26 protein-coding genes are annotated in these 26,712 nt (G+C 63.5%); 18 read left to right on the top strand and 8 right to left on the bottom strand.

The features are described 5' to 3' along the window. Window position 1: 1 nt before the first annotated feature. Window positions 2–334, bottom strand: a complete 333-nt coding sequence (gene cyaY, locus HU772_RS00750) for an iron donor protein CyaY (RefSeq protein ID WP_008097793.1) — start codon at window positions 332–334, stop codon at window positions 2–4. Window positions 335–586: 252 nt separating this feature from the next. Here cyaY and lptM point away from each other — a divergent pair, with 252 nt between their 5' ends. From lptM to HU772_RS00720, 6 genes are read left to right on the top strand one after another with little or no spacing between them, the layout of a single operon-like run. Then, the gene (lptM, locus tag HU772_RS00745) at window positions 587–802 is read left to right on the top strand and encodes an LPS translocon maturation chaperone LptM (RefSeq protein WP_134688988.1); all 216 of its coding nucleotides are present in this window, start codon (window positions 587–589) and stop codon (window positions 800–802) included. A 9-nt stretch (window positions 803–811) separates the two neighbouring features. Then, window positions 812–2,059, top strand: a complete 1,248-nt coding sequence (gene lysA / locus HU772_RS00740) for a diaminopimelate decarboxylase (protein ID WP_186662015.1) — start codon at window positions 812–814, stop codon at window positions 2,057–2,059. 4 nt (window positions 2,060–2,063) lie between these two features. Next, entirely contained in the window at window positions 2,064–2,894 is an 831-nt protein-coding gene (dapF, locus tag HU772_RS00735) for a diaminopimelate epimerase (RefSeq protein WP_186662014.1), read from the top strand. A gap of 13 nt (window positions 2,895–2,907) precedes the next feature. After that, window positions 2,908–3,606 carry a DUF484 family protein gene (locus HU772_RS00730; protein ID WP_186662013.1) on the top strand — a complete coding sequence of 233 codons (699 nt, stop codon included), beginning with the start codon at window positions 2,908–2,910 and terminating at the stop codon, window positions 3,604–3,606. Beyond that, window positions 3,606–4,505, top strand: coding sequence for a tyrosine recombinase XerC (gene xerC, locus HU772_RS00725; RefSeq protein WP_186662012.1), 900 nt, complete (start codon window positions 3,606–3,608; stop codon window positions 4,503–4,505). Before HU772_RS00730 ends, xerC begins: the two co-directional genes overlap by 1 nt. After that, on the top strand, window positions 4,502–5,197 hold the full coding sequence (locus HU772_RS00720; protein WP_186662011.1) for an HAD family hydrolase: 696 nt from the start codon (window positions 4,502–4,504) through the stop codon (window positions 5,195–5,197). The genes xerC and HU772_RS00720 overlap by 4 nt, the downstream gene beginning before the upstream one ends. Before the next feature lie 122 nt (window positions 5,198–5,319). Here the strand turns inward: HU772_RS00720 and sutA are convergent, their stop codons facing one another. The 3 genes from sutA to glnK all read right to left on the bottom strand — a co-directional run bounded on the left by sutA (window position 5,320) and on the right by glnK (window position 7,802). After that, window positions 5,320–5,649: a dormancy-specific transcriptional regulator SutA gene (gene sutA / locus HU772_RS00715; protein WP_134688994.1), complete on the bottom strand. Its 330-nt coding sequence runs from the start codon at window positions 5,647–5,649 to the stop codon at window positions 5,320–5,322. Window positions 5,650–6,081: 432 nt separating this feature from the next. Further along, window positions 6,082–7,416: an ammonium transporter gene (locus tag HU772_RS00710; RefSeq protein ID WP_186662010.1), complete on the bottom strand. Its 1,335-nt coding sequence runs from the start codon at window positions 7,414–7,416 to the stop codon at window positions 6,082–6,084. A gap of 47 nt (window positions 7,417–7,463) precedes the next feature. Further along, complete coding sequence (gene glnK, locus HU772_RS00705; protein WP_002555808.1) at window positions 7,464–7,802, bottom strand: P-II family nitrogen regulator; 339 nt, start codon at window positions 7,800–7,802, stop codon at window positions 7,464–7,466. A 402-nt stretch (window positions 7,803–8,204) separates the two neighbouring features. Between glnK and HU772_RS00700 the strand changes: the two genes are divergently transcribed. The 5 genes from HU772_RS00700 to HU772_RS00680 all read left to right on the top strand — a co-directional run bounded on the left by HU772_RS00700 (window position 8,205) and on the right by HU772_RS00680 (window position 13,363). After that, window positions 8,205–8,468 (top strand): accessory factor UbiK family protein, encoded by a 264-nt coding sequence (locus HU772_RS00700; RefSeq protein ID WP_186662009.1) that lies wholly within the window; start codon window positions 8,205–8,207, stop codon window positions 8,466–8,468. A gap of 24 nt (window positions 8,469–8,492) precedes the next feature. Next, entirely contained in the window at window positions 8,493–8,921 is a 429-nt protein-coding gene (locus tag HU772_RS00695) for a TOBE domain-containing protein (protein ID WP_186662008.1), read from the top strand. A 919-nt stretch (window positions 8,922–9,840) separates the two neighbouring features. Beyond that, window positions 9,841–12,552, top strand: a complete 2,712-nt coding sequence (mgtA, locus tag HU772_RS00690) for a magnesium-translocating P-type ATPase (protein ID WP_186662007.1) — start codon at window positions 9,841–9,843, stop codon at window positions 12,550–12,552. Window positions 12,553–12,562: 10 nt separating this feature from the next. Then, window positions 12,563–12,997, top strand: a complete 435-nt coding sequence (locus HU772_RS00685; RefSeq protein ID WP_225923079.1) for a DUF2493 domain-containing protein — start codon at window positions 12,563–12,565, stop codon at window positions 12,995–12,997. A gap of 93 nt (window positions 12,998–13,090) precedes the next feature. Continuing rightward, window positions 13,091–13,363: a type II toxin-antitoxin system RelE/ParE family toxin gene (locus HU772_RS00680; RefSeq protein ID WP_186662006.1), complete on the top strand. Its 273-nt coding sequence runs from the start codon at window positions 13,091–13,093 to the stop codon at window positions 13,361–13,363. 9 nt (window positions 13,364–13,372) lie between these two features. Here HU772_RS00680 and HU772_RS00675 read toward each other — a convergent pair whose 3' ends face one another. Beyond that, window positions 13,373–13,639 carry a type II toxin-antitoxin system RelB/DinJ family antitoxin gene (locus HU772_RS00675; protein ID WP_186662005.1) on the bottom strand — a complete coding sequence of 89 codons (267 nt, stop codon included), beginning with the start codon at window positions 13,637–13,639 and terminating at the stop codon, window positions 13,373–13,375. 200 nt (window positions 13,640–13,839) lie between these two features. On the opposite strand from HU772_RS00675, the gene HU772_RS00670 reads away from it, so the two are divergent. The 7 genes from HU772_RS00670 (at window position 13,840) to HU772_RS00645 (ending at window position 23,293) form a co-directional block, all read left to right on the top strand. Then, window positions 13,840–15,327, top strand: coding sequence for a YifB family Mg chelatase-like AAA ATPase (locus HU772_RS00670; RefSeq protein ID WP_186662004.1), 1,488 nt, complete (start codon window positions 13,840–13,842; stop codon window positions 15,325–15,327). 289 nt (window positions 15,328–15,616) lie between these two features. Then, complete coding sequence (locus HU772_RS00665) at window positions 15,617–16,633, top strand: alpha/beta hydrolase (protein ID WP_186662003.1); 1,017 nt, start codon at window positions 15,617–15,619, stop codon at window positions 16,631–16,633. Window positions 16,634–16,871: 238 nt separating this feature from the next. Next, complete coding sequence (locus HU772_RS00660) at window positions 16,872–18,659, top strand: monovalent cation:proton antiporter-2 (CPA2) family protein (protein WP_186662002.1); 1,788 nt, start codon at window positions 16,872–16,874, stop codon at window positions 18,657–18,659. Window positions 18,660–19,353: 694 nt separating this feature from the next. Beyond that, window positions 19,354–19,647: a DUF3077 domain-containing protein gene (locus tag HU772_RS00655; protein WP_217858744.1), complete on the top strand. Its 294-nt coding sequence runs from the start codon at window positions 19,354–19,356 to the stop codon at window positions 19,645–19,647. Window positions 19,648–19,851: 204 nt separating this feature from the next. After that, window positions 19,852–20,328, top strand: coding sequence for a PAAR domain-containing protein (locus HU772_RS24890; RefSeq protein ID WP_225923078.1), 477 nt, complete (start codon window positions 19,852–19,854; stop codon window positions 20,326–20,328). After that, complete coding sequence (locus tag HU772_RS00650; RefSeq protein ID WP_225923076.1) at window positions 20,325–21,275, top strand: hypothetical protein; 951 nt, start codon at window positions 20,325–20,327, stop codon at window positions 21,273–21,275. Before HU772_RS24890 ends, HU772_RS00650 begins: the two co-directional genes overlap by 4 nt. A 1,106-nt stretch (window positions 21,276–22,381) precedes the next feature. Continuing rightward, window positions 22,382–23,293, top strand: coding sequence for a LysR substrate-binding domain-containing protein (locus tag HU772_RS00645; protein ID WP_186652643.1), 912 nt, complete (start codon window positions 22,382–22,384; stop codon window positions 23,291–23,293). A 32-nt stretch (window positions 23,294–23,325) separates the two neighbouring features. Here the strand turns inward: HU772_RS00645 and HU772_RS00640 are convergent, their stop codons facing one another. The 3 genes from HU772_RS00640 to ycaC form a co-directional block, all read right to left on the bottom strand. Beyond that, on the bottom strand, window positions 23,326–25,164 hold the full coding sequence (locus HU772_RS00640) for an amidohydrolase (RefSeq protein ID WP_186653156.1): 1,839 nt from the start codon (window positions 25,162–25,164) through the stop codon (window positions 23,326–23,328). 196 nt (window positions 25,165–25,360) lie between these two features. Continuing rightward, window positions 25,361–25,912 carry an antibiotic biosynthesis monooxygenase gene (locus tag HU772_RS00635; protein WP_186652645.1) on the bottom strand — a complete coding sequence of 184 codons (552 nt, stop codon included), beginning with the start codon at window positions 25,910–25,912 and terminating at the stop codon, window positions 25,361–25,363. 56 nt (window positions 25,913–25,968) lie between these two features. Further along, window positions 25,969–26,598 (bottom strand): isochorismate family cysteine hydrolase YcaC, encoded by a 630-nt coding sequence (ycaC, locus tag HU772_RS00630; protein WP_046853656.1) that lies wholly within the window; start codon window positions 26,596–26,598, stop codon window positions 25,969–25,971. Between the last annotated feature and the right edge of the window lie 114 nt (window positions 26,599–26,712).

Raw genomic sequence — 26,712 nt, 5'->3', positions numbered from 1 at the left:
CTCAGATCTCGTCGAAATCCAGCTTCTCGCCGGCCCGCTCCCAGACGATGCGCTCGAGCATCTCGCCGAGCAACTCTTCGCTCTTCTCGCACACCCACTTGCCGCTTTCTTCGTCGTAGTCGAAGTGGAAGCCGCCGGACCGGTCGGCCAGCCACAGCTGGCGCAGCGGCTCCTGGCGGCTGAAGATCAGCTGGCTGCCGTTGTCGAACTTGACGGTCAGCACCCCGGCGGAGTTCTCCATGTCCAGGTCCATGCCGCTCTCGTCGAACAGGTCTTCCAGGGCCTGTTGGGTCGCGTCGACCAGATCGTGGAAACGCGCTTCGCTCAAACTCATTGCAAGAACCTCGAAAATTGGCTGCATTACAGGCAAGCCGGGGAAGATACGGGCGCCAGCCGCTGAATGCAAAGACTAGCGGATGCCTGCACGAGTCCTTTCGCGGGTATACCCGCTCCTACCAAGGCAGCGGCTCTACCCGCCCGGCAACCCGAACGATAGCCCGCCAGGCGGGTCGGCACTTGCATAGGCAATCAGGTGGTCGCTCGGTATACTCGGCCGCAATACTGCATATTTCCAAGGATTTCACCCATGAAACGCCTGATTTCCTCTCTCGCGGCGCTGGTCGCGGTCGCCTGCCTCGTTTCCGCCTGCGGTCAGAAAGGCCCTCTGTACCTGCCCGAAGACGGCAAGGACGGCAAAGGCCCACGCAAGTCGTCGTCGCACCAGCACCAGCGGGCCCAGCCTGTGCAGCAGCAACAGGACCTGGAGCCGCAAGAGCAGGCTGAGCCGTCGCCCGCTCAGTAAGGAAATCCCATGGATGCATTCATCTACCGCGACGGCGAGCTGTTCGCGGAAGGGGTAGCCCTGACGGCGCTCGCCGAACGTTTCGGCACCCCCACCTATGTGTATTCGCGCGCTCATATCGAGGCCCAGTACCGCAGCTACACCGAGGCCCTGCAAGGGGTCGAGCATCTGGTGTGCTTCGCGGTCAAGGCCAACTCCAACCTGGGCGTGCTGAACCTGCTGGCGCGCCTGGGAGCGGGCTTCGACATTGTCTCCGGCGGTGAACTGGAGCGCGTGCTGGCCGCCGGTGGCCGCGCCGATCGCGTGGTGTTTTCCGGGGTTGGCAAGACCCGCGCCGACATGCGCCGCGCCCTGGAAGTCGGCGTGCACTGCTTCAATGTCGAATCCGCCGACGAGCTCGAGCGCCTGCAAGCCGTGGCGGCCGAGCTGGGCAAAGTGGCCCCGGTGTCGCTGCGGGTGAATCCGGATGTCGATGCCGGCACTCATCCGTACATTTCCACCGGCCTCAAAGAGAACAAGTTCGGCATTGCCATCGCCGACGCCGAGACCCTGTACGTGCGCGCCGCGCAGTTGCCGAATCTGGATGTAGTCGGCGTTGATTGCCATATCGGTTCGCAACTGACCAGCGTCGAGCCCTTCCTCGACGCCCTCGACCGCCTGCTGGTGCTGGTCGACCGCCTGGCCGAGTGCGGCATCCACCTGCGCCATCTCGACCTCGGCGGCGGTGTCGGCGTGCGCTACCGAGACGAGCAGCCGCCGGTACTGGCCGACTACATCAAAGCCATTCGTGAACGTGTCGGCAGCCGCGAACTGGCTCTGGTGTTCGAGCCAGGCCGCTACATCGTCGCCAACGGTGGCGTGCTGCTGACCCGCGTGGAATACCTCAAGCACACCGAGCACAAGGACTTCGCCGTCATTGACGCGGCGATGAACGACCTGATCCGCCCGGCCCTGTACCAGGCCTGGATGGACGTCAGCGCGGTCACGCCGCGCGACGGTGAAGGCCGGGCCTACGACCTGGTCGGGCCGATCTGCGAGACCGGCGACTTCCTCGCCAAGGACCGCATGCTCGACCTCGCCGAAGGTGACCTGCTGGCCGTGCGCTCCGCGGGCGCCTATGGTTTCGTCATGAGCTCCAACTACAACACCCGTGGCCGTTGCGCCGAAGTACTGGTCGATGGCGACCAGGCCTTCGAGGTGCGTCGCCGCGAAACCATCCCCGAACTGTTCGCCGGCGAAAGCCTGCTGCCGGAGTAAGCCCATGTTGCTGCGCTTTACCAAGATGCATGGGCTGGGTAACGACTTCATGGTCCTCGACCTGGTCAGCCAGCACGCGCATATCCAACCCAAGCACGCCAAGCAATGGGGCGATCGCAACACCGGCATCGGCTTCGACCAGTTGCTGATCGTCGAGGCGCCGAACAACCCGGAGGTGGACTTTCGCTACCGGATCTTCAACGCCGACGGTTCCGAGGTCGAGCAATGCGGCAACGGCGCGCGCTGCTTTGCCCGCTTCGTGCTGGACAAGCGCCTGACCGCGAAGAAACGCATCCGCGTCGAGACCAAGGGCGGCATCATCGAACTGGACGTGCGCAACGATGGCCAAGTCTGCGTCGACATGGGGCCGCCACGTTTCGTGCCCGCCGAGATCCCGTTCATCGCCGATGAGCAGGCGCTGAGCTACCCGCTCGAAGTCGATGGCAAAGTGCACCAGATTGCCGCCGTGTCCATGGGCAACCCGCATTCGGTGCTGCGCGTCGATGACGTGCGTAGCGCGCCGGTGCACGAGCTGGGACCGAGGATCGAACATCACCCGCGCTTCCCGCAGCGGGTCAACGCGGGTTTCATCCAGGTCATCGACCGCCACCGCGCCAACCTGCGGGTCTGGGAGCGTGGCGCCGGCGAGACCCTGGCCTGCGGCACCGGCGCCTGCGCCGCTGCCGTAGCGGCCATCAGCCAAGGCTGGATGGATTCGCCGGTGACCATCGACCTGCCGGGCGGGCGCCTGAGCATCGAATGGGCCGGCCCCGGCAAGCCGGTGTTGATGACCGGCCCAGCCGTACGCGTATTCGAAGGACAAGTTCGTCTCTAAGCGAGTATCCGCCATGACCGATCAGCCTACCGCTACACCCGAGCTCGACGTCGACACCGTGGTCGCCTACCTGCGCGCCCACCCGACGTTCTTCGCCGAGCACGACGAACTGCTGGTCGAGCAGCGCATTCCCCACCAGCGCGGCGACAGCGTGTCGCTGGTGGAGCGCCAGCTCAAGCTGCTGCGCGACCGCAACATCGAGATGCGCCATCGCCTGTCGCAACTGATGGACGTGGCCCGCGACAACGACCGGCTGTTCGACAAGACCCGCCGGCTGATCCTCGACCTGCTGGATGCCAACAGCCTGGAAGAAGTGGTGATGGCGGTCGAGGACAGCCTCCGTCAGGAGTTCCAGGTGCCCTTCGTCAGCCTGATACTGTTCGGTGAAAACGCCGCGCCGGTCGGCCGTTGGGTGTCCGGAGCCGAGGCGCAACAAGCGATCGGCGGCCTGATCGCCGGAGGCAAGACCACCAGCGGCAGCCTGCGCGAGCATGAGCTGGCCTTCCTGTTCGGTGAGGCGCAGCACAAGGAGGTCGGCTCCAGCGCCGTGGCCACCCTGGAGTACCAGGGCCTGCATGGCGTGCTGGCGATCGGCAGCCGCGACCCACAGCACTACAAGAGCAGCGTCGGCACCCTGTTCCTCAGTTACATTGCCGAAGTGCTCGGCCGCGTGGTCCCACGCTTCACCCAGACCTTGCGCTCGGTGCGCTGATGGAACGCCAGCTGGAAGCTTATTGCGCGCACCTGCGCAACGAGCGCCAGGTGTCCGAGCACACCCTGCTGGCCTACCGCCGCGACCTTGATAAGGTCATCGAGTTCTGCAATGCCCAAGGCATCGCCGGCTGGGCCGGGCTGCAAGTCCAGCAGCTGCGTCAGCTGGTGGCGCGCCAGCACCATCACGGCCAGTCGTCGCGCAGCCTGGCGCGCCTGCTCTCGGCGGTGCGCGGCCTGTACCGCTACCTCAACCGCGAAGGCTTGTGCCAGCACGACCCGGCCAACGGCCTGACGCCGCCCAAGGGCGAGCGGCGCCTGCCCAAGGCACTGGACACCGACCGCGCCCTGCAACTGCTCGACGGCGGCGTCGACGATGATTTCATCGCCCGCCGCGACCAGGCCATCCTCGAATTGTTCTACTCATCCGGCCTGCGCCTGTCGGAGCTGACCGGCCTCGACCTTGCCCAGCTGGACCTGGCCGCCGGCCTGGTGCAGGTGCTCGGCAAGGGTGGCAAGAGCCGCGTGCTGCCGGTCGGGCGCAAGGCCCGCGAGGCGTTGCAGGCCTGGCTGCGCCTGCGCGGCATCGGCGGCCCGCTGGACGACGCGGTGTTCATCACCCGCCAGGGCAAGCGCCTGAGCCCCCGCGCCATCCAGATGCGGGTCAAGACCGCCGGCGAGCGCGAGCTAGGCCAGCACCTGCACCCGCACATGCTTCGCCATTCCTTCGCCAGCCACCTGCTGGAATCGTCCCAGGACCTGCGCGCGGTGCAGGAGATGCTCGGCCATGCCGACATCAGCACCACGCAGATCTACACCCACCTGGACTTCCAGCACCTGGCGGCGGTGTACGACAGCGCCCATCCACGGGCCAAACGCAGCAAGGGCACGGACTCATGAGCATCAAGCTGATCACCTTCGACCTCGACGACACCTTGTGGGACACCGCGCCGGTCATCGCCAGCGCCGAAGTCGTGCTGCGCGACTGGCTCGAAGCCAACGCGCCGATCCTCGGCGGCGTGCCGGTGGAGCACCTGTTCGCCATCCGCGAGCGCCTGGTACAGGCCGAACCAGGCCTCAAGCACCGCATCAGCGCGCTGCGCCGGCGCGTACTGTTCCATGCCCTGGAAGAGGTCGGTTACAGCGAGAAGCACGCCCTGGAGCTGGCCAACGAAGGCTTCGAGGTATTCCTGCATGCCCGGCACCAGGTGGAGGTGTTCCCCGAAGTGCAGCCGGTGCTGGAAATCCTGCGCCATCACTACACCCTTGGCGTGGTCACCAATGGCAATGCCGATGTACGCAGGCTCGGCTTGTCGGACTACTTCAAGTTCGCGCTGTGTGCCGAGGACCTGGGGATTGGCAAGCCCGACCCGGCGCCGTTCATGGAGGCGCTGAAACGGGGTGAGGCGGACGCGGCGGCGGCGGTGCACGTCGGCGACCACCCGGGCGACGACATCGCCGGCGCCCAGCGCGCCGGGTTGCGCGCGGTGTGGTTCAACCCGCAGCACAAGCCCTGGAGCGGTGAAACGGCGCCGGATGCCGAGATCCAGCGGCTGTCGCAGTTGCCCGACGTGCTCGCGCGCTGGCGCTGACCTACTTCATATTCCCCATCCCACATCTTCAGGCAGTGCACCATCCCTGTAGGAGCGGCCTTGCCAACCTGACAGGCACAAAAAAGCCCGCAGCGACGGCGGGCTTTTTTGCATTCAACCACTCAGATAGGGCGGCTGCCGTACTTGTTGTCCGGCTTCTTGGGCGGATCGGCGACCACGTTGGCCTCCACTTCCTGCACCTTGCCACCGCGCGACAGGAATTCTTCCATCGCCTTGGCCAGCGCATCGCGCTCTTTCTGCTTGGCTTCCATGCTCGGCATCTCGTCTACCGAGACCGCCGCCTTGGATTTGCCCTTGGCCGCAGGCGCCGGGCTGCTGTCGTCGTCGCCGGAGTCTTCCGCGCCGTCGTCAGCCGCAGCTTCCAGGCCTTCATCACCCTCGTCTTCGTCGCCTACTTCGAGGTCATCATTTTCCAGATCGTCGTCGCTCATGTTCTACCTCATGACTTGCGAAAAGCAGGTTAGTTATAGACCGGCGCAGCCGTAGACCGGCAGCCACCAGTGAAAATTCAACTGGCCGTGGGTTGGCCACTGCCCTGGATGTCCGCCCCCTGGTGAGGGACCCGGCACCCTGCAGGCCCCGCTCCTGGCAAGGCCTGACGAAATCGTGTTTGACCCTTGCTGGCCACAGGCTATTGGCAAGCCTAGCAAAGGGTGGCGAAGTGTGTGGACTACTCGTCCTTCACTCTTCGGCGCGCATTCTAGCGCGCTCGCGAAAAAAGCAAAGCACCAGAAACGCCCAATGACTTGTAAGTTTTCGGCCCAGGTCGCGAACAGGACCGCGAAACCGTTTGCCCGCCGCCAAGCACCAAACTACAGGCAAAAAAATGCCCGGCGAACCGGGCAAGTTTTCCCACGGGGCGGTTACAGGTTGTAGCCGCGCTCGTTGTGTTGCGCCAGGTCGAGGCCAACCGACTCTTCTTCTTCACTGACCCGCAGCCCCATCACCAGGTCGAGCACCTTGAGGATCACGTAGGTGACGATGGCGGTGTAGACCACGGTAAAGATCACGCCCTTGGCCTGGATCCAGAACTGCGCGGCGATGTCGGTCACCGCGCCGAAGCCACCCAGGGCAGGCGCGGCGAACACGCCGGTGAGCAGGGCGCCGATGATGCCGCCGATGCCGTGTACGCCGAAGGCATCAAGGGAGTCGTCATAACCCAGCTTGCGCTTGAGGCTGGTGGCGCAGAAGTAGCAGACGATGCCGGATACCAGGCCGATCACCAGCGCGCCCATCGGGCCAACCGTGCCGGCGGCCGGGGTGATGGCCACCAGGCCCGCGACCACGCCCGAGGCAATGCCCAGGGCGCTGGGTTTGCCGTGGAAGATCCACTCGGCGAACATCCAGCCCAGGGCGGCGGCGGCGGTGGCGATCTGGGTCACCAGCATGGCCATGCCGGCAGTGCCGTTGGCCGCGGCGGCGGAACCGGCGTTGAAGCCGAACCAGCCGATCCACAGCATGGCCGCGCCCATCAGGGTATAGCCCAGGTTGTGCGGGGCCATCGGCGTGGTCGGATAACCCTTGCGCTTGCCCAACACCAGGCAGCAGACCAGGCCGGCGATACCGGCGTTGATGTGCACCACGGTGCCACCGGCGAAGTCCAGCACGCCCCAGTCCCACATCAGCGCGCCGTCGCCACTCCAGACCATGTGCGCGATCGGCGCATAGACTAGGGTGAACCACACGCCCATGAAGATCAGCATGGCCGAGAACTTCATGCGTTCGGCGAAGGCACCGACGATCAGCGCCGGGGTGATGATGGCGAAGGTCATCTGGAAGGTAATGAACACCGCTTCGGGGAACAGCGCGGTGGCGGAGGTCAGGCCCGACGGCGTGACGCCGCTGAGGAAGGCCTTGGAGAAGCCACCGATGAAGGAATTGAAGTTGAGCACGCCCTTTTCCATACCGGCGGTATCGAAGGCGAGGCTGTAGCCGTAGATGACCCACAGGATGCTGATCAGCCCGGTGATGGCGAAGCACTGCATCATCACCGACAGCACGTTCTTCGAGCGCACCATGCCGCCGTAGAACAGGGCCAGGCCCGGGATGGTCATGAACAGGACCAGCGCCGTCGAGGTGAGCATCCAGGCGGTGTCGCCCGAGTTGAGCACCGGGGCGGCCGTTTCCTCGGCCAGGGCCAGCCCTGGCATTACGAGGGACAATAGGGCTCCTAGCCCTGCGATCTTGCGCAGAGTCATGTTGTTTTCTCCTGGGGCGTTGGGTTTGGTGAGGCTTTTGTTGCGGCTTAGATCGCGTCGGTATCGGTTTCGCCGGTACGGATGCGGATCGCCTGCTCCAGATTGACCACGAAGATCTTGCCGTCGCCGATCTTGCCGGTGTTGGCGGCCTTGGTGATGGCTTCGATCACGCGGTCCAGGTCCTTGTCGTCGATGGCGACGTCGATCTTCACCTTGGGCAGGAAGTCGACCACGTATTCGGCGCCGCGGTACAACTCGGTGTGCCCCTTCTGCCGGCCGAAGCCTTTGACTTCGGTCACGGTGATGCCCTGCACGCCGATTTCCGACAGCGACTCGCGCACGTCGTCCAGCTTGAACGGCTTGATGATGGCAGTGACTAGCTTCATGAAACTCTCTCCCGATTTGGTGGACTTGCCCCAGGAAAACAAACCCGTCTCAAGTCTAAGCGCAGCGCCTGGCTTTGTAACGCGTCGTCGGCGCCCTGCTCCGCGCTGAAACGCATCACGGCGAAAACAAGGGCCTCGGTGAGCCTGGCACTGCCTGGTCACGACGGCTCGCATCAGTGCATGGCTCGCCAAGGTCTTTGCAGAAACCTTGCCAGCTCAGGCAAAGCTTCCAAAAACAGCGACTTGCGCGAAAAGGGGCGGATTGGCCAGTTGCCAGCAGGGAAAAGCTGCACAACTTCGGTGCGCGACCTTTGGCCGCCCTGCGCGAAAAGCGTGCAGCGCAGGTGGTCGTTGGCGGCGTGCTACACTCCTGGCCTTTCACTGATCAGCGGATAGCCAGACATGCTCGCCCCCAAAGCCTTTCTCGACGCCCTGAGCGACCAGGCCTCGCGCCTGTTCAGCGGCGACACCGCACAACCCCGCGCCGAGCTCGAGAGCCAGTTCAAGGTGTTGATGCAGGGTGCCTTCAGCAAGCTCGACCTGGTCAGCCGCGAAGAGTTCGACAGCCAGATGGTGGTGCTGGCCCGTACCCGTGCCCGTCTTGAGGCGCTGGAAAAGCAAGTCGCCGATCTGGAAACCCGGATGGCACCGCCCACCGCAGAATAACAATCGATACACGGAGTGTTTGCCATGAAAGTCAGTGCCCGTAATGTCTTTGAAGGTTCGGTCAGCGATATCAAGCCAGGTGCGGTCAACGCCGAGGTCGAACTGACCCTCGCCGGTGGCGAGAAGCTGGTAGCGGTGGTCACCATGGCCAGCCTGCACAACCTCAACATCAATGTCGGCAAGCAGGCCGTGGCGCTGGTCAAGGCGCCTTGGGTGGTGCTGATGACCGATGCCGCCGGCTACAAGCTGTCTGCGCGCAACAGCCTGGAAGGCGAAGTAGTGCGGGTCGGCGACGGCGCGGTGAATGCCGAGGTGGTGCTGAAGCTGTCGGGCGGCACCGAGGTGTATGCCATCGTCACCCGCGAAGCGGTACAGGACCTTGGCCTCAAGCCTGGCGCGAAGGCTACTGCGTTGATCAAGGCCTCGCACATCATCCTGGGCGCCAAGGCCTGATCAAATGCCCGCTTCTGCCTTGACCCGGCAGGAGCCACGCACCCTGTGGGAGCGGCTTCAGCCGCGAAGCAAGCGACGCGGTGGATGGCACCGGCTTCGCCGGTGTTCGCGGCTAAAGCCGCTCCTACAGGTACTACGCCAACCTGTAGGAGCGGGCTTGCCCCGCGATAGCACTTGCGCAGTGCATTGCATTAATTCACTTCCCTACAGATGAAACTTATTTAAGTTACGCCTTCCCGGTTGACTTCCCCGCTATGCTTTGCATAAAGTTCACCCGCCCCGAAAAGCGGGCCTTTATTTCAACTCACGAAGAATTCAATGGACACAGTATCTAGTCGCTGTCTGGTAGCCGTTGGCCGCCAGGCACTTGAACCGGAACTCCGGGCCCGCCCCTAGGTCGGGCAAGCCGCGCCAGAGCCTGTTGCTCCGCCGTAGCTTGCCGCCCCGGGTGCCCGCCCGGTCGGAGGCAAGCTCATGAACCTCGATATCGCCATCCCTCGCCTGTGCGCCTGTACGTACAAGGCCCCATACCGTCCTGTCCTCGGCTGGGCCCTGCCCTCGTCCCTGGAACCACCCAGTCGATAGCGCGCCCGTTGCTGCCTGCAGTGATGCGCGCGATGCTGTCCGCTCGCTGAACTGACACTATTTAAATCGTCAGAAACTTCCGAACTTTAAGCAATTAAAGTTTGTTGGAATTCTATTGCCCACCTTTTAACAAAGGCATTAACCGACCATGGAATCAGCCAGTAGAAAGTTCGCTGCCGATCTTATTTCCGGCATTCGCCAGCGAACACGTAAACGTCGGAAAAATCACGTTTTTCATTGTTTGAATCATTGCGACACGGGACACGTTCACTCACCTTCCCTACCGTGAGTCGACTGTGTGTCGTGCCGCCTCCTGCGGCAGGAGCACAGCCAAATGACCGTTAAAGACCGCAACACCCACAGCAAAGCCAGCGACGATGCCCGCCTGTCCATGCGCGCCGCCCGTGAGGCACGCAACGGCCTGGCCGTGACCCTGGCCAACCTCGACGCCAGCGAGCTTGGCCTGACCGAGCACGAAGCCGCCAAGCGCCTGCAGCGCGATGGCGCCAACCAGGTTGCCCATGACAAGCCGCAACCGGCCCTGGTGCAACTGCTCAAGGCCCTGCACAACCCCTTCATCTATGTGCTGCTCACCCTCGCCGGCATCAGCTTCGTCACCGATTATTGGTTGCCGCTACGCGCCGGCGACCTGGAAGAAGCGGACCTGACCAAAGTCATCATCATCATGACCATGGTCAGCCTCAGCAGCCTGCTGCGCTTCTGGCAGGAGTACCGCTCGGGCAAGGCCGCCGATGCGCTCAAGGCCATGGTCCGTACCACCGCCACCGTGCTGCGCCGCGAGCGCCACGACCAGCCGGCGCGCCTGCGCGAAGTGCCGATGAGCGAACTGGTGGTCGGCGATATCGTGCAACTGGCCGCCGGCGACATGATCCCCGCCGATATTCGCCTCATCGAGTCCCGCGACCTGTTCATCAGCCAGGCGGTGCTCACCGGCGAAGCGCTGCCGGTGGAAAAGTACGACACCCTCGGCCACGTCGCACAGAAGTCCGCCGCCGACAGTGCCAACGATGAAAGCGGCCTGCTGGATCTGCCCAACATCGGCTTCATGGGCACCAATGTGGTTAGCGGCCGCGCCCGCGCCGTGGTGGTGGCCACCGGCAAGCGCACCTATTTCGGTTCGCTGGCCAAGGCCATCGTCGGCTCGCGCAGCCAAACCGCCTTCGACCGTGGGGTGAACAGCGTCAGCCGCCTGTTGATCCGCTTCATGCTGGTGATGGTGCCGGTGGTGTTCATGCTCAACGGCGTGGTCAAGGGCGACTGGAGCGACGCCTTCCTGTTCGCCCTGGCCGTGGCCGTTGGCCTGACCCCGGAAATGCTGCCGATGATCGTCAGCGCCAACCTGGCCAAGGGCGCCGTGGCCATGGCCCGGCGCAAGGTGGTGGTCAAACGCCTCAACGCCATTCAGAACTTCGGCTCGATGGATGTGCTATGCACCGACAAGACCGGCACCCTGACCCAGGACCGCATCATCCTCGAGCACCACGTCGACGCCAGCGGCCACAAGGACCCGCGCCTGCTCGAGCTGGCCTGGCTCAACAGCCACCACCAGAGCGGCGTGAAGAACCTGATGGACCAGGCCGTGCTGCGTTTCGCCGGCGAAGACCAGGGCTTCCAGCCCCCCTATGCCTACGCCAAGGTCGACGAGCTGCCCTTCGACTTCATCCGCCGGCGTCTGTCGGTGATCGTCAAGGATGCCCTGGGCAATCACTTGCTGGTGAGCAAGGGCGCCGTCGAGGAAATGCTGGCCATCGCCACCCACGTGGAAGAAGGCGGTCAGCGGGTCGCCCTGGATGCCGGGCGACGCCAGCAGTTGCTGGCCACCGCCAGCGCCTACAACCAGGACGGTTTCCGCGTGCTGCTGGTCGGCACCCGCGACATTCCGGCCGCCGCCGGCAAGCCCCAGTACCACACCGATGACGAGCGCGAGCTGGTGATCCAAGGCTTCCTGACCTTCCTCGACCCGCCCAAGGAAACCGCCGGCCCGGCCATCGCCGCGCTGCGCGAGATGGGGGTGAAGGTGAAGGTGCTGACCGGCGACAACCCGGTGGTCACCTGCAAGGTCTGCCGTGAAGTCGGCCTGGAACCGGGCCAGCCGCTGCTTGGCCAGGATATCGAGCGTCTGGACGATCCCCAGCTCAAGGCGCTGGCCGAAGAACGCACGGTGTTCGCCAAGCTCACCCCGCTGCAGAAATCGCGGGTGCTCAAGGCGCTGCAGGCCAACGGCCACACCGTGGGCTTCCTCGGCGACGGCATCAACGACGCCCCGGCGCTGCGCGATGCCGACGTGGGCATCTCGGTGGACAGCGGCACCGACATCGCCAAGGAGTCAGCCGACATCATCCTCCTGGAAAAGAGCCTGATGGTGCTGGAAGAAGGCGTGCTCAAGGGCCGTGAAACCTTCGGCAACATCATGAAGTACCTGTGCATGACCGCCAGCTCCAACTTCGGCAACGTGTTCTCGGTGCTGGTGGCCAGCGCGTTCATCCCGTTCATGCCGATGCTGGCGATCCACCTGCTGCTGCAGAACCTGATGTACGACTTCTCCCAGCTGTCGCTGCCGTGGGACCGCATGGACAAGGAGTTCCTGCGCGAGCCACGCAAGTGGGATGCCCGCAACATCGGCCGTTTCATGCTGTGGATCGGCCCTACTTCATCAATCTTCGACATCACCACCTTCGCCCTGATGTGGTACGTGTTCGCCGCCAACAGCGTGGAAATGCAGGCGCTGTTCCAGTCCGGATGGTTCATCGAGGGGCTGCTGTCACAAACGCTGGTGGTGCACATGCTGCGCACCCGCAAGGTGCCGTTCTTCCAGAGCACCGCGGCGCTGCCGGTGATCCTGGCCACCGGCCTGGTCATGTGCCTGGGCATCTACATCCCGTTCTCGCCGCTGGGAGCGATGGTCGGGCTGGTGCCGCTGCCGTGGGAATACTTCCCGTGGCTGGCCGCCACCCTGCTGGGCTACTGCCTGGTGGCCCAGGGCATGAAGACCCTGTACATCCGCCGCTTCGGCCAGTGGTTCTGAGGGGGTGGGCATGCGCGTACTGATCTGCGCAGGGCGCAACTACGCCGACAGCCAACGCTGCCGCCAGGCGCTGGACGCCCTCCAGCGCCAGCAACCGATCCGGGTACTGATCCACGGCGGCAGCCAGCACCTGGGCGGCGAGATCGAAGGCTGGGCCCGCGAACAGGGCGCCGACATCGTGCGCTACCCGCCCAACTGGCAGCTGCACGGCAAGCTGGCCGAGCGCTTGCGCAACGTCTTTATGCTGCGTGACAGCCGGCCCGACCTGGTGCTGGCGCTGCCGGGCGGCGACGATACCGAGGAGCTGCTGGCACGGGCGCGGGGTTCGGGGATTCCGGTGATCTGCGGCAGGCAGCCTCGGGCGGCAGGCGCCAACAGTACTGAGTGCCAGGCCGGACAAAACTCGACGCACTCTTCTCGTCCACCTCCCCAAGCGCACCACTAAGCTTTGCCAAGCCGCAGGCTGCGGCTTTCACGCGAACCTGGAGTGCCAACCCCAACCGAAACTCCCGTCGCGCAACCCGGCGGGAGGCCTCCAATGTTCAAAATCCAGACCACCGAACAATTCCGGGCCGACTTTCGGTTGCAACTAAGCAGGGGCCCAGACCTTGCCGCCTTCAAGGATGTCATCCGCCACCTGGAAAAGCAGCTCCCGCTGCCGCCCAGGCACTGTGATGGTCAGCTGGTAGGGGCGCCCGGTCGCTGGTGCTGCCTCGTCAGTTACGACTGGTGGCTAATCTACCAATGCGACATCAGAGCCGGCACCATCACCTTGGAACAGACCGGCCCACACAACTACCTGTTCGAATAGACCCTTGACTCAAATACCCAGGTCCTTGAACAACGCCTCGGCGTTGTCATGCGTCTGCACGGTACGCTCACGGTCCTGGGCTTCCATTACCTGGCGGGCTCGCTCGTTTAGCGACAAAGCCTTCACTTCGAACGGCAGCGCCTTGGTCTGTACGACTTGGACCAGCATCATGCGGATGGCCTGGGAAACGGTGATGCCCATTTCCTCCAGGATTCTTGTCGCGTTGGTCTTCAGTTCGCTATCGATGCGCGTGCGAACGACTTCGGTATGGGCCATGAGACTCCCCTTAAGCACTTTGTAGCTACGTTGTGACCACATTCTAGACCTTAGCCTCGCCCTGTCCAGATACAACAGTCAGAAAGGCGGGCTGACCCGGAAAAACCTCGACGCACTCTTCTCGTCCACCCGCCCAGGAGCACCACTAAGCTTTGCCAGGCCGCAGGACGCGGCCCCTTACACGCAAACACGGAGTGCCCATGTCCCTCGCCCTCGTCCACAGCCGCGCCCAGGTCGGCGTGCAGGCCCCCGCCGTCAGCGTCGAAACCCACCTGGCCAACGGCCTGCCCACGCTCACCCTGGTCGGCCTGCCGGAAACCACGGTCAAGGAGAGCAAGGACCGGGTCCGCAGCGCCATCGTCAACTCCGGCCTGGACTACCCGGCCCGGCGCATCACCCAGAGCCTCGCCCCCGCCGACCTGCCCAAGGACGGTGGCCGCTACGACCTGGCCATCGCCCTGGGCATCCTCGCCGCCAATGGCCAGGTACCGGTGGCCACCCTCGACGACATCGAGTGCCTGGGCGAACTGGCCCTGTCGGGCGCCTTGCGCCCGGTGCAGGGCGTGCTGCCCGCGGCATTGGCGGCCCGGGATGCGGGCCGGGCGCTGGTGGTGCCACGGGAAAATGCCGAGGAAGCCAGCCTGGCCAGCGGCCTGGTGGTGTATGCGATGGGGCACCTGCGCGAACTGGTGGCCCACCTGAACGGCCAACCCGCGCTGTCTCCCTACGCGGCCAATGGCCTGCTGCTGGAACAACGCCCCTATCCGGACCTCAGCGAAGTCCAGGGCCAGATCGCGGCCAAGCGGGCCCTGCTGGTCGCCGCGGCCGGGGCGCATAACCTGTTGTTCACCGGCCCGCCAGGCACCGGCAAGACCTTGCTCGCCAGCCGCTTGCCGGGGCTGCTACCGCCGCTCGACGAACGCGAGGCGCTGGAGGTGGCGGCGATTCGCTCGGTCAGCGGCCACGCTCCGCTCGACTGCTGGCCACAGCGACCGTTTCGCCACCCGCACCATTCGGCCTCAGGTCCCGCGTTGGTAGGCGGCGGCAGCCGGCCGCAACCCGGCGAGATCACCCTGGCGCACCATGGTGTGCTGTTTCTCGACGAGCTGCCCGAGTTCGAACGGCGCGTGCTGGAGGTGCTGCGCGAACCGCTGGAGTCCGGCGAGATCGTGGTGGCCCGAGCCAAAGACCGCGTACGCTTTCCGGCGCGTTTCCAACTGGTGGCGGCCATGAACCCCTGCCCCTGCGGCTACCTGGGCGACCCCACCGGCCGCTGCCGGTGCAGCAGCGAACAAGTCCAGCGCTACCGCAACAAGCTGTCCGGCCCGCTGCTCGACCGCATCGACCTGCACCTGACGGTGGCCCGGGAAAGTACCGTGCTGACCCACCAGCCCAGTGGCGAGACCAGTGCCAGCGTTGGCCAGAAGGTGGCCGAGGCACGGGCGCTGCAGCAGCGTCGGCAGGGCTGCGCCAATGCCTTCCTCGACCTCAAGGGGCTGCGCCGACATTGCCCGCTGGAGTCGGTGGACCAGGCCTGGCTGGAGCAGGCCTGCGAACGGCTGACGCTGTCGTTGCGGGCAGCGCATCGGCTGCTGAAGGTGGCCCGCACGCTGGCGGACCTGGAGGGCGCGCAAGCCATCGCCAGGGCGCACCTGGCGGAAGCGTTACAGTACCGACCCAGCACTTGATGCCAGCCCCTTGTGGGAGCGGGTTCAACCGCGAAACAGGCACCGCGGAGCCAGGCACCCGCTTCGCGGGTGTTCGCGGGTAAACCCGCTCCCACAGCATCCAGCCAAGACGCACTCAATCAGTGTCATAGCGGAAATATATTTTGCACGCTAAATATTAGCGCACATTATTTGTCTCACGCAGCAAGCAGTCGACGCTGCCATTGAGCAGAACCCAGAGAACGATCATGACCCTTCGTCCTCAGCAACCAGAACCGAGCCACGACTCGAACCCCAAAGGAGCTAGACCATGAAACTGTCCCACACCTTGACCGCCGGCCTGCTGACCCTCGCCGTAAACAGCGCCTTCGCCGCCGGCAGCCCCGGTGTCGAGCACACCACCCAGGGCTTCCTCGATACCCTGGCCGCAGGTGGCGGCAAGCCGCTGGAAACCCTCTCGCCCCAGGATGCCCGCGCGGTACTGACCGGTGCCCAAGCCGGGGTGAAGGTGGACCTCTCGGGGATTCGCGTCGAACGCCGGACCATCCAGGTCGATGGCCAGCCGCTGGAAATTCGCATCGTGCGGCCTGAAGGCGCAAAGGGTGACCTGCCAGTGTTCATGTACTTCCATGGCGGTGGCTGGGTGCTGGGCGACTATTCCACCCATGAACGCCTGATTCGTGACCTGGTGGTGGGCTCGGGTGCCGCAGCGGTATACGTCGACTACCAACGATCACCAGAAGCGAAGTTCCCCACCGCGATCAACCAGGCCTATGCCGCCACCCGCTGGGTCGCCGAGCACGGCAAGGAGATCGGCGTGGACGGCAGCCGCCTGGCGGTAGCCGGCAACAGTGCCGGCGGCAACATGGCCGCAGTGGTGGCACTGAAGGCCAAGGAGGCCGGCACGCCGAAGCTGCGCTTCCAGGCCCTGTTGTGGCCGGTGACCGACGCCAACTTCAACAACGCCTCGTATAACCAGTTCGCCGAAGGTCACTTCCTGACCCGCAACATGATGCAGTGGTTCTGGAACAACTACACCACCGACCCGCGCCAGCGCGACGACATCCATGCCTCGCCGCTGCGCGCCAGCCTCGAGCAGTTGCAAGGCCTGCCACCGGCCCTGGTGCAGACCGCCGAGATGGACGTGCTGCGCGACGAAGGCGAAGCCTACGCCCGCAAGCTGGACGCCGCCGGGGTTCCGGTGACCGCCGTGCGCTACAACGGCCTGATCCATGACTACGGCCTGCTCAACGTGCTGAGCGACGTGCCCAGCGTGCGCAGTGCCATGGACCAGGCGGCGCAGGCGCTGAAGGCAAATCTGCAATAAGCGGCCTCTGTTCGACCGCATTCGCGGACAATGCCCGCTCCCACAGGGTCCATTATTGAACCTGTGGGAGCGGGCTTGCCCGCGAATAGCCTATATAAGGTTCCACTTTCAGAACGCTGCTTCCTGAAACCCCAGGATTGTCCCGTTTCCCTTGCCGCCCGAAAATGCCCGCCTCTTTCATCGATGGCATAAGCTGTTGCATCAAACGCTGCCGCACGCAGTTCAAGGAGTCCGCGCAATGCCACACGAAGGCAGCCTTCTACAAACCGCCGTCATCTTCCTCCTCGCCGCCGTGGTCGCCGTGCCCCTGGCCAAGCGCCTGCAACTGGGCGCCGTGCTCGGCTACTTGCTGGCCGGCGTGGCCATCGGCCCGCAGGCCCTGGGGCTGATCCGCGACACCGAGAGCGTCGCGCACATCTCCGAGCTGGGCGTTGTCCTGCTGCTGTTCATCATCGGCCTGGAGCTGTCGCCCCGGCGCCTGTGGCTGATGCGCAAGTCAGTGTTCGGCGTCGGCACCGCGCAGGTGGTGCTGACCGGCGCGGCGCTCGGCGCCATCGCCCTGTTCGGTTTCAGCCAGACCTTGCCGGCGGCCATCGTGCTCGGCCTGGGCCTGGCGCTGTCATCCACCGCCCTGGGCCTGCAGAGCCTGGCCGAGAGCAAGCAGCTCAACGCGCCCCACGGCCGCCTGGCCTTCGCCATCCTGCTGTTCCAGGACATCGCCGCCATCCCGTTGATCGCCCTGGTGCCGCTGTTGGCCGCGAGCGGCCCGGACACCAGCCACGGCGATAGCTTCGAACATGGCCTGAAAGTATTCGCCAGCATCGCCATCGTCATCGTTGGCGGTCGCTACCTGTTGCGCCCGCTGTTTCGCACCGTTGCCCGCACCGGCCTGCCGGAGGTGTCCACCGCCACCGCGCTGCTGGTGGTGATCGGCACCGCCTGGCTGATGGAGGAAGCCGGTATTTCCATGGCCCTGGGCGCCTTCCTCGCCGGCCTGTTGCTGGCCGACTCCGAGTACCGCCACGAGCTGGAATCGCAGATCGAGCCGTTCAAGGGCCTGCTGCTGGGGCTGTTCTTCATCAGCGTCGGCATGGGCGCCAACCTGCGCCTGCTGCTGGAAATGCCGCTGGTGCTACTGGGCATGACCGTGCTGTTGATCGCGGTGAAACTGGTGCTGCTGATTGGCGTCGGCCGCATCGCCGGGGGCCTGACCAGCGCCAGCGCCCTGCGCCTGGGCATGGTACTGGCGGCCGGTGGCGAATTTGCCTTCGTGGTGTTCAAGCTGGGCAAGGACCAGGGCCTGTTCGACACCCTGACCTACGACCTGCTGCTGATGACCATCACCCTGTCGATGGCCCTCACCCCGCTGTTGATGATTGGCTGCGCCCGCGCCCTCAAGCGCCCGCAACCCGCCCGGGAAGTGCCCGAGCAGTACAAGCAGATCGACGCTGGCACGCCACGGGTGGTGATCGTCGGCATGGGCCGCATGGGCCAGATCGTGGCGCGCATCCTGCGCGCGCAGAAGATCCCCTTCGTCGCCCTGGAAACCTCGGTGGACACCATCGAGATGACCCGCATGTTCGAGCAGGTGCCGGTGTTCTACGGCGACCCGTCGCGCAGCGAGGTGCTGCATGCGGCCAAGGTCGGCGAAGCCGAGTACGTGATCATCACCATCGACGACCCCGAGGCCGCGACCCGCACGGCCGAGCGGGTCAAGCGCCTGTACCCGCACCTGAAGGTCATCGCCCGGGCGCGCAACCGCCAGCATGTGCACAAGCTGGTGGACGTGGGCGCCGAGCCGATTCGCGAGACCTTCCATTCCAGCCTGGAGATGAGCCGGCGGGCGCTGGTCGGGCTGGGACTGACCGAGGCCCAGGCGGCGGATCGCATTGCCCGCTTCACCGAGCATGACGAGCAGGTGCTGGAGGCCCAGGGGCATGTGCGCGACGACCGGGCCAAGGTGATGCAGACGGCCAAGGAGGCGCGGCTGGAGCTGGAGCGGTTGTTTGCGTCGGATGAGGATTGAGGGCCTCATGTGCATGTCTCGAGGGTTATTTCGCCCATGAGATCGAGCGCCGCCCGCGCGGCGCATCGCGACGCAAGGCCGCTCCTACATTTGTTGCAACGTGCCGAACCTGTCAGGCCATGGTTGCCTGCCTTGACGCATGCCTTGAGACAGGTGGGACGGCAGTGGTGCCCACATTGAAATCGCGTCGAACCAACAAGGCGGACCAGGTAATGGCACAGGATTGAATGGCCCGAAACAGATGTAGGAGCGGCCTTGTGTCGCGATGCGCCGCGCGGGCGGCGCTCGATCTGATAGACGCCATAGCCCTACAGGCTTGCGCCTGGTGGCCATTACTCAGGATCACCGGAAAACCGCGCGCATTCAACATCGCCAGATAGCTCCCACAACTCCTGAAGACTTTTCTCGCTAGGCAAGCTACATCCAAGGAAATACCCTACAAAGTCTGTCGATACCCTTCTGATTGTCCGGTGAAATCATGCCCTCTAGGCTGACCGGGTCGCTGTCGGTTCAGCGATCGGGCGTGGAAACCCGGCTGGTTGGTTATCGGATTGTCTGTCGTAACGGCAGCTGTACGCGGGAGGCCGCAAGGCCTGCCGGGGTTCTCCGATGACCTGGTTTTCCACCCCGTGTACAGCCGCCACCCTTCGCGTGGAAACGGACGGTGCCGGTCAATTTCTATCGGAGCTTGACCATGAAAAAAATCGTCCCCGACCCACCCCTCCCCGACACCCGCCGCCACCCCTTCGGCAAATGCGACGCCGGCCACCCACCGCTGTTCGCGGTCAACCCCAATATCAACGCCCACGACGCCCTGGTGCATGTCGCCGAGTACCTGCGCAGTGCCTATGATGTCGGCTACAAGGCCCTCGACCACATGGACGACACGGGCAAGAGTCTTTTGTGGGCCAGCCTGCATGCAGTGGAGATGGCCGAGGGGCTGACCGAAGCGATGCTCGAAGGTATCGAGAGCCAATCGTCCAACTGATCGCACAACAACCAATGCCTTGAAAGGGACCGCCCTACACAGGGTCGGTCCCCACCAACAGAGCATTACTCTCGACAAACCTTGTAAAGCTCCGGCAGTCCATAACTGCAACCTGCGTAGGACATTTCCCTAACTGGCCAGCCCGCGAAAATACCCTGTTTCCAGCTGCTAGCGTGCAGTGCTTCCCTATCAAGGAAGTAACCCATGAACACACGCGTCAGCATCTTCGGCAAAGGCCAAGGCTTGGAAGGCGACCTCACCAGCACTGGCGCCATCTGCATCGCCAGCCAGGCCAGAGGCAAGGTCGGTGGCCGCCGCTGGCTGCTGCAAGGCGACAAGACCACCGCCTGCCCTCACTGCGGCGAAGAAGGTACGCTCGTCAACGGCGAAACACGCTGGCGACAGGACGGTATCCCCAGCGTGGTCGATGGCACACCGGTAAAGTGCGGTTGCCCACCCGGCAGCAATTACGTCATCGCCCAATCACAACATCAAGCCGCGCCACAGGCTGCCACCACCCCCCACCCGAAGCAGCCACGGCACGACCAGCGCAAAGGCCCTCGCCTTCGCCAGCGCAAGCCTTTGCCAACTCCAGGTCCTCCGTCTCGGCGATGCCGGGGAGCCTCGAGCCAGGCTTCCACATCGTCCAGCGTCACAGCACCTTTGCACAGCTGCTCATGAAACTGTTCGACGCTGGCAATGCAGCCCCCATCGCCCGGTTGCAACGCCTCAATCCGACCTTTGCACAAGGGTTCAAGGCGGGCGAGATCTTCGTGATCGGTGATCCGGACAACGGGCATGCTTGTACGCGTGAAGAGGCTGAATTGATGACTGCCGCCGAGCGGGCGCGAGTGGCACTGACTGGGCTGGACGAGAGCGAAGCGGATTTCATGATGCAGCACATCGGTGAAATCGCCGGTTTACTCAATGGTGCTAGCCAGTCGATGGGCGTAGGTAAGGATATGCTGGCCTACAGTTTGGGGCGAGTGGAGGATACGCTAAAAGGTATTGAACGGCTCCACCAACAAGAGTTTATGAAACATGGGCATCTTAATAGCTCGCAGTTCTTCGCCTCCCGCAAAAAACTTTACCACCAGCTTGAATCGCAGCTGCGCAGTGCATTTCTCAATAGACACCTGAGTTTGGGCGATCACTCGTCATTGAAGAGAGGGCTGGGAATATCGACGAAGAGCCTCGTGCATCACTGGTCAAAAGCAGGAGCTCCTGGACAGATCCCCGGGTACGCGTCGCACTTGGACGAAGTAGCAAAAACCTCTAAGTTCCTTCAATATGGCGGCCATGTCGGTATCGGACTAGGCTTCAGCAATAGCATACTTAAAATCTATGAGGCATGTAGAGCTGGCGAAACCGAAAACTGCAAGAAGGTCCGACTCAAAGAAACGGGTAGTTTTATCGGCGGCATGGCAGGTGGCGGGGCCGGGGCGAAAGTTGGAGAGATGACCGGCCGCATAGTCTGTACTATAGCTGCCAAAACAATAACCAAAGGAGCTGGTAGCTCTATTTGCATGATTGGCATAGTGGGTACCGGAGCTTTTCTAGGGGCTACAAGTATTGGTGGCGCAGGTGAGGCTTTGGGGGAGGTGCTTTATGATTTCACCACCGACTGAATTCTCTAGTCTATCGCTCGGGCTGAGAATAATTTTCACCCTAGGCCCCATAATCTTGTGTTTTACGAGCATTTTCATGAGTGGCCATTTGGCAGTTGGAAAAAACTTTTCCATGCTCACAGCCGCTTTACCGAAAACGATAGAACTGGACACAGCAGCTAAAAACTTCAACCTGCGTTTTTTGAAATTCAGGCTCCGCCTTATATATAGGCTGTGCGCAGTTATACTATTTCCAACATACAGCATCAGAAACAACATACTCGATCAGAAAGAATACTATTCACTTCCAAGCTTTTTGCGCAGACGGATGATTGGCTCATGCTGGCTTGCCATCATCGGCCTGTGCTGGGGCACAGTTACATACTCAATAATTTAGTCCGCCAAATAAATAATCGAACAATAAAAGCCAGCCAATAAAAAGTAGAGAATGCAACATGATCGAGAACGAACTCACTAACAATCATAATTCATCCCATCGACCACACCTTCATCTCGTATCAATTACAAAATCGCTTATCATGACCACAGCTCTCGGCTTCTACTCCTCTTATTGGAGTGCCAAGGCAACGTGATCTACGAACACATTGAACAATGAGTGATTCCTGGCAATTCGCATGGGAAATTTCACTTAAAGCCTTTCCTTTTCTGATTGGGCTTTCAGGTGTAGCCCTTGACATCCAACTTGCGTGCTCAAGGCACTATCCGACACTAATTGAATCACTGGACAGAACAGTCGCCCTCGAACGTCTCAAAAAAATATGGGGAGAAAGCGGTTTCTGCTCTCGGCTTTCATTGGTATGCGGGATTGCCCCGCTCGCCTTCTTCCCCCAGCACTTTATCAGGCGTGGATTACTTGATCCCGACGATATCAAACGACTTCCCCACCATATAAAAAAGCGCCTTAACGCCTCGACCTGGATGCTTTTGATGGGGCTTCTAGGGCTCACATATTCCTACCTAACCCGCTAATAGGGAGGGTGGATTCATCACCTTTGACACGGTAGGCTGCGAAAATTGGCCTTATCGTTCTGTTTTTTAAACGATAAAGGGTATTTCGCGGGAAAAGCCCGCCCCCCACAAACCGCCCACCGCATGGACTGTGCCCCTTGGAAGACCTCAACTCCCTCTACTACTTCACCCAGGTGGTCGAGCACGGTGGCTTCGCCCCGGCCGGGCGGGCGCTGGACATGCCCAAGTCCAAGCTCAGCCGGCGCATCGCCGACCTGGAGGAGCGCCTCGGCGTGCGCCTGCTGCACCGCACCAGCCGGCACTGCTCGCTGACCGAGATCGGCCAGGCCTACTACAACCGCTGCCTGGCCATGCGCGTGGAGGCCGAGGGCGCCGCCGAGATCATCGAGCGCAACCGCAGCGAGCCGCGCGGGCTGGTGCGCATCAGCTGCCCGACCACCCTGCTCAACTCCTGGGTCGGGCCGATGCTCACCCGCTACATGCTCAAGTACCCGCAGGTGGAGCTGTTCATCGAGAGCACCAACCGCCGCGTCGATCTACTGCACGAAGGCTTCGACGTGGCGCTGCGGGTGCGTTTCCCGCCGCTGGAGAACACCGACATGGTGATGAAGGTGCTGAGCAACAGCACCCAGTGCCTGGTCGGGCACCCGTCGTTCCGCGAACAACTTGCGACAGGCTTTGATCCGCAGCAGCTCAGTGAGCTGCCCAGCGTGCATTGGGGCGGTGCCCAGCGTGAATACCAGTGGGAGCTGTTCCAGGGTGAGGACATGAGCCGCAGCCTGGTGATCCCACACAAACCACGGATGGTCACCGACGACCTGTTCGCGCTGCGGCATTTCGTGGTGGCGGGCGTGGGGATCGCGCACCTGCCCAGGGTGGCAGTGCGCGAGGACCTGGCGGCGGGGCGGTTGGTGGAGATGCTACCGGACTGGCATCCGCGTTGCGGCATCGTGCATGCGATCTTCCCGTCGCGGCGGGGGTTGCTGCCGTCGGTGCGGTCGTTGATCGATCATCTGGCGGAGGAGTTCGCCATCAGCGACATGGCTTAGATACTGGGGCTGCGTTGCAGCCCCAGGCCCACTCAGAACGCGAAGCAGGAACAACCCAGCGCCCCCCAGAAGCCCTGATAATCGCTCACTGGCACACTGGAATGCCGCGCCTTCTCATGGCTGTGGGCATGCACCCCGCACGGCCCGACACACTGGTGCAGCGCCGCCACCATCGGTGCCCCGGCACGCCAATGCCCCGGCACCTTGGCCACCGGCGACCACTCCGGCAACACCGGCACCTGCGCAGGGCCGAGCTTGTCGAACTCCGCAGCGCCGTACACCACCTTGCCGTCGACGATGGTCAGCACCGACTCGATGCCCTTGATCGCCTCTTCATCAACACTGAAGAAGTCCAACGATAGCGCCGCCAGGTCCGCTAGCTGGCCGACCTTGATCTGCCCCTTCTTGCCCTGCTCGCTGGAGAACCAGGCGCTGCCATGGGTGAACAGCTGCAGCGCGGTCTCGCGGCTCAGGCCTTCCGGATACAGTTCCAGCCCGCCGACGGTCTTGCCGCTGACCATCCAGTACAGCGAAGTCCACGGGTTGTAGCTGGACACCCGGGTAGCGTCGGTACCCGCCCCCACCGGCACGCCCATGTCGAGCATGCGCTTGATCGGCGGAGTGTGCTCGGCGGCCTTGGCGCCATAACGGTCGACGAAATACTCACCCTGGAAAGCCATGCGGTCTTGGATGGCGATGCCACCGCCCAGTGCCCGGACCCGCTCGATGTTCTGCGGGGTGATGGTTTCGGCATGGTCGAAGAACCATGGCAGGCCATTGAACGGGATGTCGCGGTTGACCTTCTCGAACACATCGAGCATGCGCGAGATCGACTCGTCGTAGGTAGCGTGCAGACGGAACGGCCAGCGCTGCTCGACCAGGTGACGCACCACCGGCTCCAGCTCCTGCTCCATGGTCTGCGGCAGGTCCGGACGCGGTTCGAGGAAGTCCTCGAAGTCGGCGGCGGAGAACACCAGCATCTCGCCGGCGCCGTTGTGGCGGAAGAAGTCGTTGCCGTCGCCCGGCTTGACCTTCTGCGTCCAGTTCTTGAAGTCGGCCAGTTCTTCCTTGGGCTTCTGGGTGAACAGGTTGTAGGCGATGCGCACGGTCAGCTGGTCGTTGTTGGCCAGCTCCTGGATCACCTGGTAGTCGTCCGGGTAATTCTGGTAGCCGCCGCCGGCATCGATGGCGCTGGTCAGGCCGAGGCGGTTGAGCTCGCGCATGAACTGGCGGGTGGAGTTGACCTGGTATTCCAGCGGCAGCTTCGGCCCCTTGGCCAGGGTGGCGTAGAGAATGGTGGCGTTGGGCCGGGCGATGAGCATGCCGGTGGGGTTGCCGAACTTGTCGCGCTGGATCTCGCCGCCCGGGGGATTGGGCGTGTCCTTGGTGTAGCCCACCGCCCTGAGCGCGGCGCGGTTGAGCAGCGCACGGTCGTAGAGGTGCAGCAGGAACACCGGGGTGTCCGGCGCGGCCTGGTTGATCTCTTCCAGCGTGGGCATGCGTTTCTCGGCGAACTGGAACTCGTTCCAGCCGCCGACCACGCGCACCCACTGCGGGGTCGGCGTGCGCTCGGCCTGGTCCTTGAGCATGCGCAGGGCGTCGGTCAGCGACGGCACGCCTTCCCAGCGCAGTTCGAGGTTGTAGTTCAGGCCACCGCGGATCAGGTGCAGGTGCGAGTCGTTGAGGCCGGGGATCACCGTGCGCTGCTTGAGGTCGATGATCTGCGTGGCGGCACCCTTGTGGGCCATGGCTTCGGCGTCGCTGCCCACGGCGAGGAACTTGCCGTCCTTGATGGCGACGGCGCTGGCGGTGGGCTTCTCGCGGTCAACAGTGTGCAACTTGCCATTGAACAAGATGAGGTCGGCGGTCATGGGATCTCCTGAAAGGGCGGCATGGGCGGAATCGGTGAACGGCAATGCGCTCCACAGTGCGCCGGCGGCACCGAGCACGGTGCTGCTGGCGAGGAACTTGCGGCGGCTCTGGTCGGTAGGGTCCTGGCTCATGATGCTCTCCGTCCGGATGGTTTCGGCAGGCGGTTGAAGGCTAGCAAGGGATCACGACAGGCGCTCAGCGACGCAACCAGCCGGCACAGCGACGCGTCACCCAAGGCATGATGAAGAACACCACCGGGAGGATGACGCAGAGGTTAACCAGTAGGTTGCTCGGCAGCCGCGCGCCCAGCAGCGGGAAGCGCTCGAACAGTGGCGCCAACAGCATTGGCACCAGCAGGGTCAGCGGACAGATCACCAGGTAGGTAAGCAAGGCTTGCTTCCAGCGCGGCGGTGGCGTCACTGCCGTGGTGGCCGGGGTGAACCAGAACTCCGGATCGTCATGCACCTGGGGCTGGTCGCCCTCCTCCAGCAGTGGCAGCACATCGGCCACCAGCGCCTGGCGTTCGGCGGAATCGACCCAGGCCTGCAACTGGCTGGCCTCGGCAAAACGGACCACGGTGGTGAACTGGCGGCCACCGTCGTCGGGGCGGATCACGTTGACATCCAGATGCCCCGGTTGCCGACGGGCCACGCCCACGGTGTGGCGCAACCACGTTTCGTAGCGCGCCAGGGCCTCGGCGCGAACCTTGTGCTGGATGACCAGCGTGACCACGGTGCTGTCGTTCATCGCGGCGTACCTGAAGTGGGTGGGGCCAGGCACCGGACGGTGCCTGGCGGGGCGGCTTACTTGCCGGCGGTCAGGGCGTTGTAGCTGGTGATCAGGTTGCGGTAGTCGGGGATGTGGTTGGAGAACAGCGCGGCCAACCCTTCGACATCGTTGCGCCAGTCGCGGTGCAGCTCACAGGCCACGCCGAACCAGGTCATCAGTTGCGCGCCGGCCTGGCTCATGCGGTCGTGGGCGGCGTCGCGGGTCATTTCGTTGAAGGTGCCGGAAGCATCGGTGACCACGAATACGTCGAACTCTTCTTCCAGGGCCGCCAGCGCCGGGAAGGCCACGCACACTTCGGTCACCACGCCGGCGATGATCAGCTGCTTCTTGCCGGTGGCCTTCACTGCCTTGACGAAGTCTTCGTTGTCCCAGGCGTTGATCTGGCCTGGGCGGGCGATGTACGGGGCATCCGGGAACAGTTCCTTGAGTTCCGGCACCAGCGGGCCGTTGGGGCCTTGCTCGAAGCTGGTGGTGAGGATGGTCGGCAGGTTGAAGTACTTGGCCAGGTCGGCCAGGGCCAGGACGTTGTTCTTGAAGCGGTCCGGCTCGATGTCGCGGACCAGGGACAGCAGGCCGGCCTGGTGGTCGACCAGCAGTACGGCGGCGTCGTCTTTGTTCAGGCGGTTGTATTTGAAGTTGTTCATTGCCGGTGCTCCTTGGGTTTCGATCTTCAGTGGGTTGGGTGTTTCGCGTTGATGGGAGAAGATTAAAACCGCGACCTTTGTGGCGGTAGATAGTGAAATTTGGCTGTAGCGTTC

Origin of the sequence: Pseudomonas xantholysinigenes (genome assembly GCF_014268885.2) — a bacterium.
GTDB lineage: Bacteria > Pseudomonadota > Gammaproteobacteria > Pseudomonadales > Pseudomonadaceae > Aquipseudomonas > Aquipseudomonas xantholysinigenes.
The sequence above is the reverse complement of the archived record's forward strand: the minus strand, read 5'-3'. Positions and strand labels throughout refer to the sequence as shown.

What these genes read in the sequence shown, in the direction of transcription:
- cyaY (WP_008097793.1), bottom strand. Translation starts at nt 334, where the DNA reads ATGAGTTTGAGCGAAGCGCGTTTCCACGATCTGGTCGACGCGACCCAA.
- lptM (WP_134688988.1), top strand. Translation starts at nt 587, where the DNA reads ATGAAACGCCTGATTTCCTCTCTCGCGGCGCTGGTCGCGGTCGCCTGC.
- lysA (WP_186662015.1), top strand. Translation starts at nt 812, where the DNA reads ATGGATGCATTCATCTACCGCGACGGCGAGCTGTTCGCGGAAGGGGTA.
- dapF (WP_186662014.1), top strand. Translation starts at nt 2,064, where the DNA reads ATGTTGCTGCGCTTTACCAAGATGCATGGGCTGGGTAACGACTTCATG.
- HU772_RS00730 (WP_186662013.1), top strand. Translation starts at nt 2,908, where the DNA reads ATGACCGATCAGCCTACCGCTACACCCGAGCTCGACGTCGACACCGTG.
- xerC (WP_186662012.1), top strand. Translation starts at nt 3,606, where the DNA reads ATGGAACGCCAGCTGGAAGCTTATTGCGCGCACCTGCGCAACGAGCGC.
- HU772_RS00720 (WP_186662011.1), top strand. Translation starts at nt 4,502, where the DNA reads ATGAGCATCAAGCTGATCACCTTCGACCTCGACGACACCTTGTGGGAC.
- sutA (WP_134688994.1), bottom strand. Translation starts at nt 5,649, where the DNA reads ATGAGCGACGACGATCTGGAAAATGATGACCTCGAAGTAGGCGACGAA.
- HU772_RS00710 (WP_186662010.1), bottom strand. Translation starts at nt 7,416, where the DNA reads ATGACTCTGCGCAAGATCGCAGGGCTAGGAGCCCTATTGTCCCTCGTA.
- glnK (WP_002555808.1), bottom strand. Translation starts at nt 7,802, where the DNA reads ATGAAGCTAGTCACTGCCATCATCAAGCCGTTCAAGCTGGACGACGTG.
- HU772_RS00700 (WP_186662009.1), top strand. Translation starts at nt 8,205, where the DNA reads ATGCTCGCCCCCAAAGCCTTTCTCGACGCCCTGAGCGACCAGGCCTCG.
- HU772_RS00695 (WP_186662008.1), top strand. Translation starts at nt 8,493, where the DNA reads ATGAAAGTCAGTGCCCGTAATGTCTTTGAAGGTTCGGTCAGCGATATC.
- mgtA (WP_186662007.1), top strand. Translation starts at nt 9,841, where the DNA reads ATGACCGTTAAAGACCGCAACACCCACAGCAAAGCCAGCGACGATGCC.
- HU772_RS00685 (WP_225923079.1), top strand. Translation starts at nt 12,563, where the DNA reads ATGCGCGTACTGATCTGCGCAGGGCGCAACTACGCCGACAGCCAACGC.
- HU772_RS00680 (WP_186662006.1), top strand. Translation starts at nt 13,091, where the DNA reads ATGTTCAAAATCCAGACCACCGAACAATTCCGGGCCGACTTTCGGTTG.
- HU772_RS00675 (WP_186662005.1), bottom strand. Translation starts at nt 13,639, where the DNA reads ATGGCCCATACCGAAGTCGTTCGCACGCGCATCGATAGCGAACTGAAG.
- HU772_RS00670 (WP_186662004.1), top strand. Translation starts at nt 13,840, where the DNA reads ATGTCCCTCGCCCTCGTCCACAGCCGCGCCCAGGTCGGCGTGCAGGCC.
- HU772_RS00665 (WP_186662003.1), top strand. Translation starts at nt 15,617, where the DNA reads ATGAAACTGTCCCACACCTTGACCGCCGGCCTGCTGACCCTCGCCGTA.
- HU772_RS00660 (WP_186662002.1), top strand. Translation starts at nt 16,872, where the DNA reads ATGCCACACGAAGGCAGCCTTCTACAAACCGCCGTCATCTTCCTCCTC.
- HU772_RS00655 (WP_217858744.1), top strand. Translation starts at nt 19,354, where the DNA reads ATGAAAAAAATCGTCCCCGACCCACCCCTCCCCGACACCCGCCGCCAC.
- HU772_RS24890 (WP_225923078.1), top strand. Translation starts at nt 19,852, where the DNA reads ATGAACACACGCGTCAGCATCTTCGGCAAAGGCCAAGGCTTGGAAGGC.
- HU772_RS00650 (WP_225923076.1), top strand. Translation starts at nt 20,325, where the DNA reads ATGAAACTGTTCGACGCTGGCAATGCAGCCCCCATCGCCCGGTTGCAA.
- HU772_RS00640 (WP_186653156.1), bottom strand. Translation starts at nt 25,164, where the DNA reads ATGACCGCCGACCTCATCTTGTTCAATGGCAAGTTGCACACTGTTGAC.
- HU772_RS00635 (WP_186652645.1), bottom strand. Translation starts at nt 25,912, where the DNA reads ATGAACGACAGCACCGTGGTCACGCTGGTCATCCAGCACAAGGTTCGC.
- ycaC (WP_046853656.1), bottom strand. Translation starts at nt 26,598, where the DNA reads ATGAACAACTTCAAATACAACCGCCTGAACAAAGACGACGCCGCCGTA.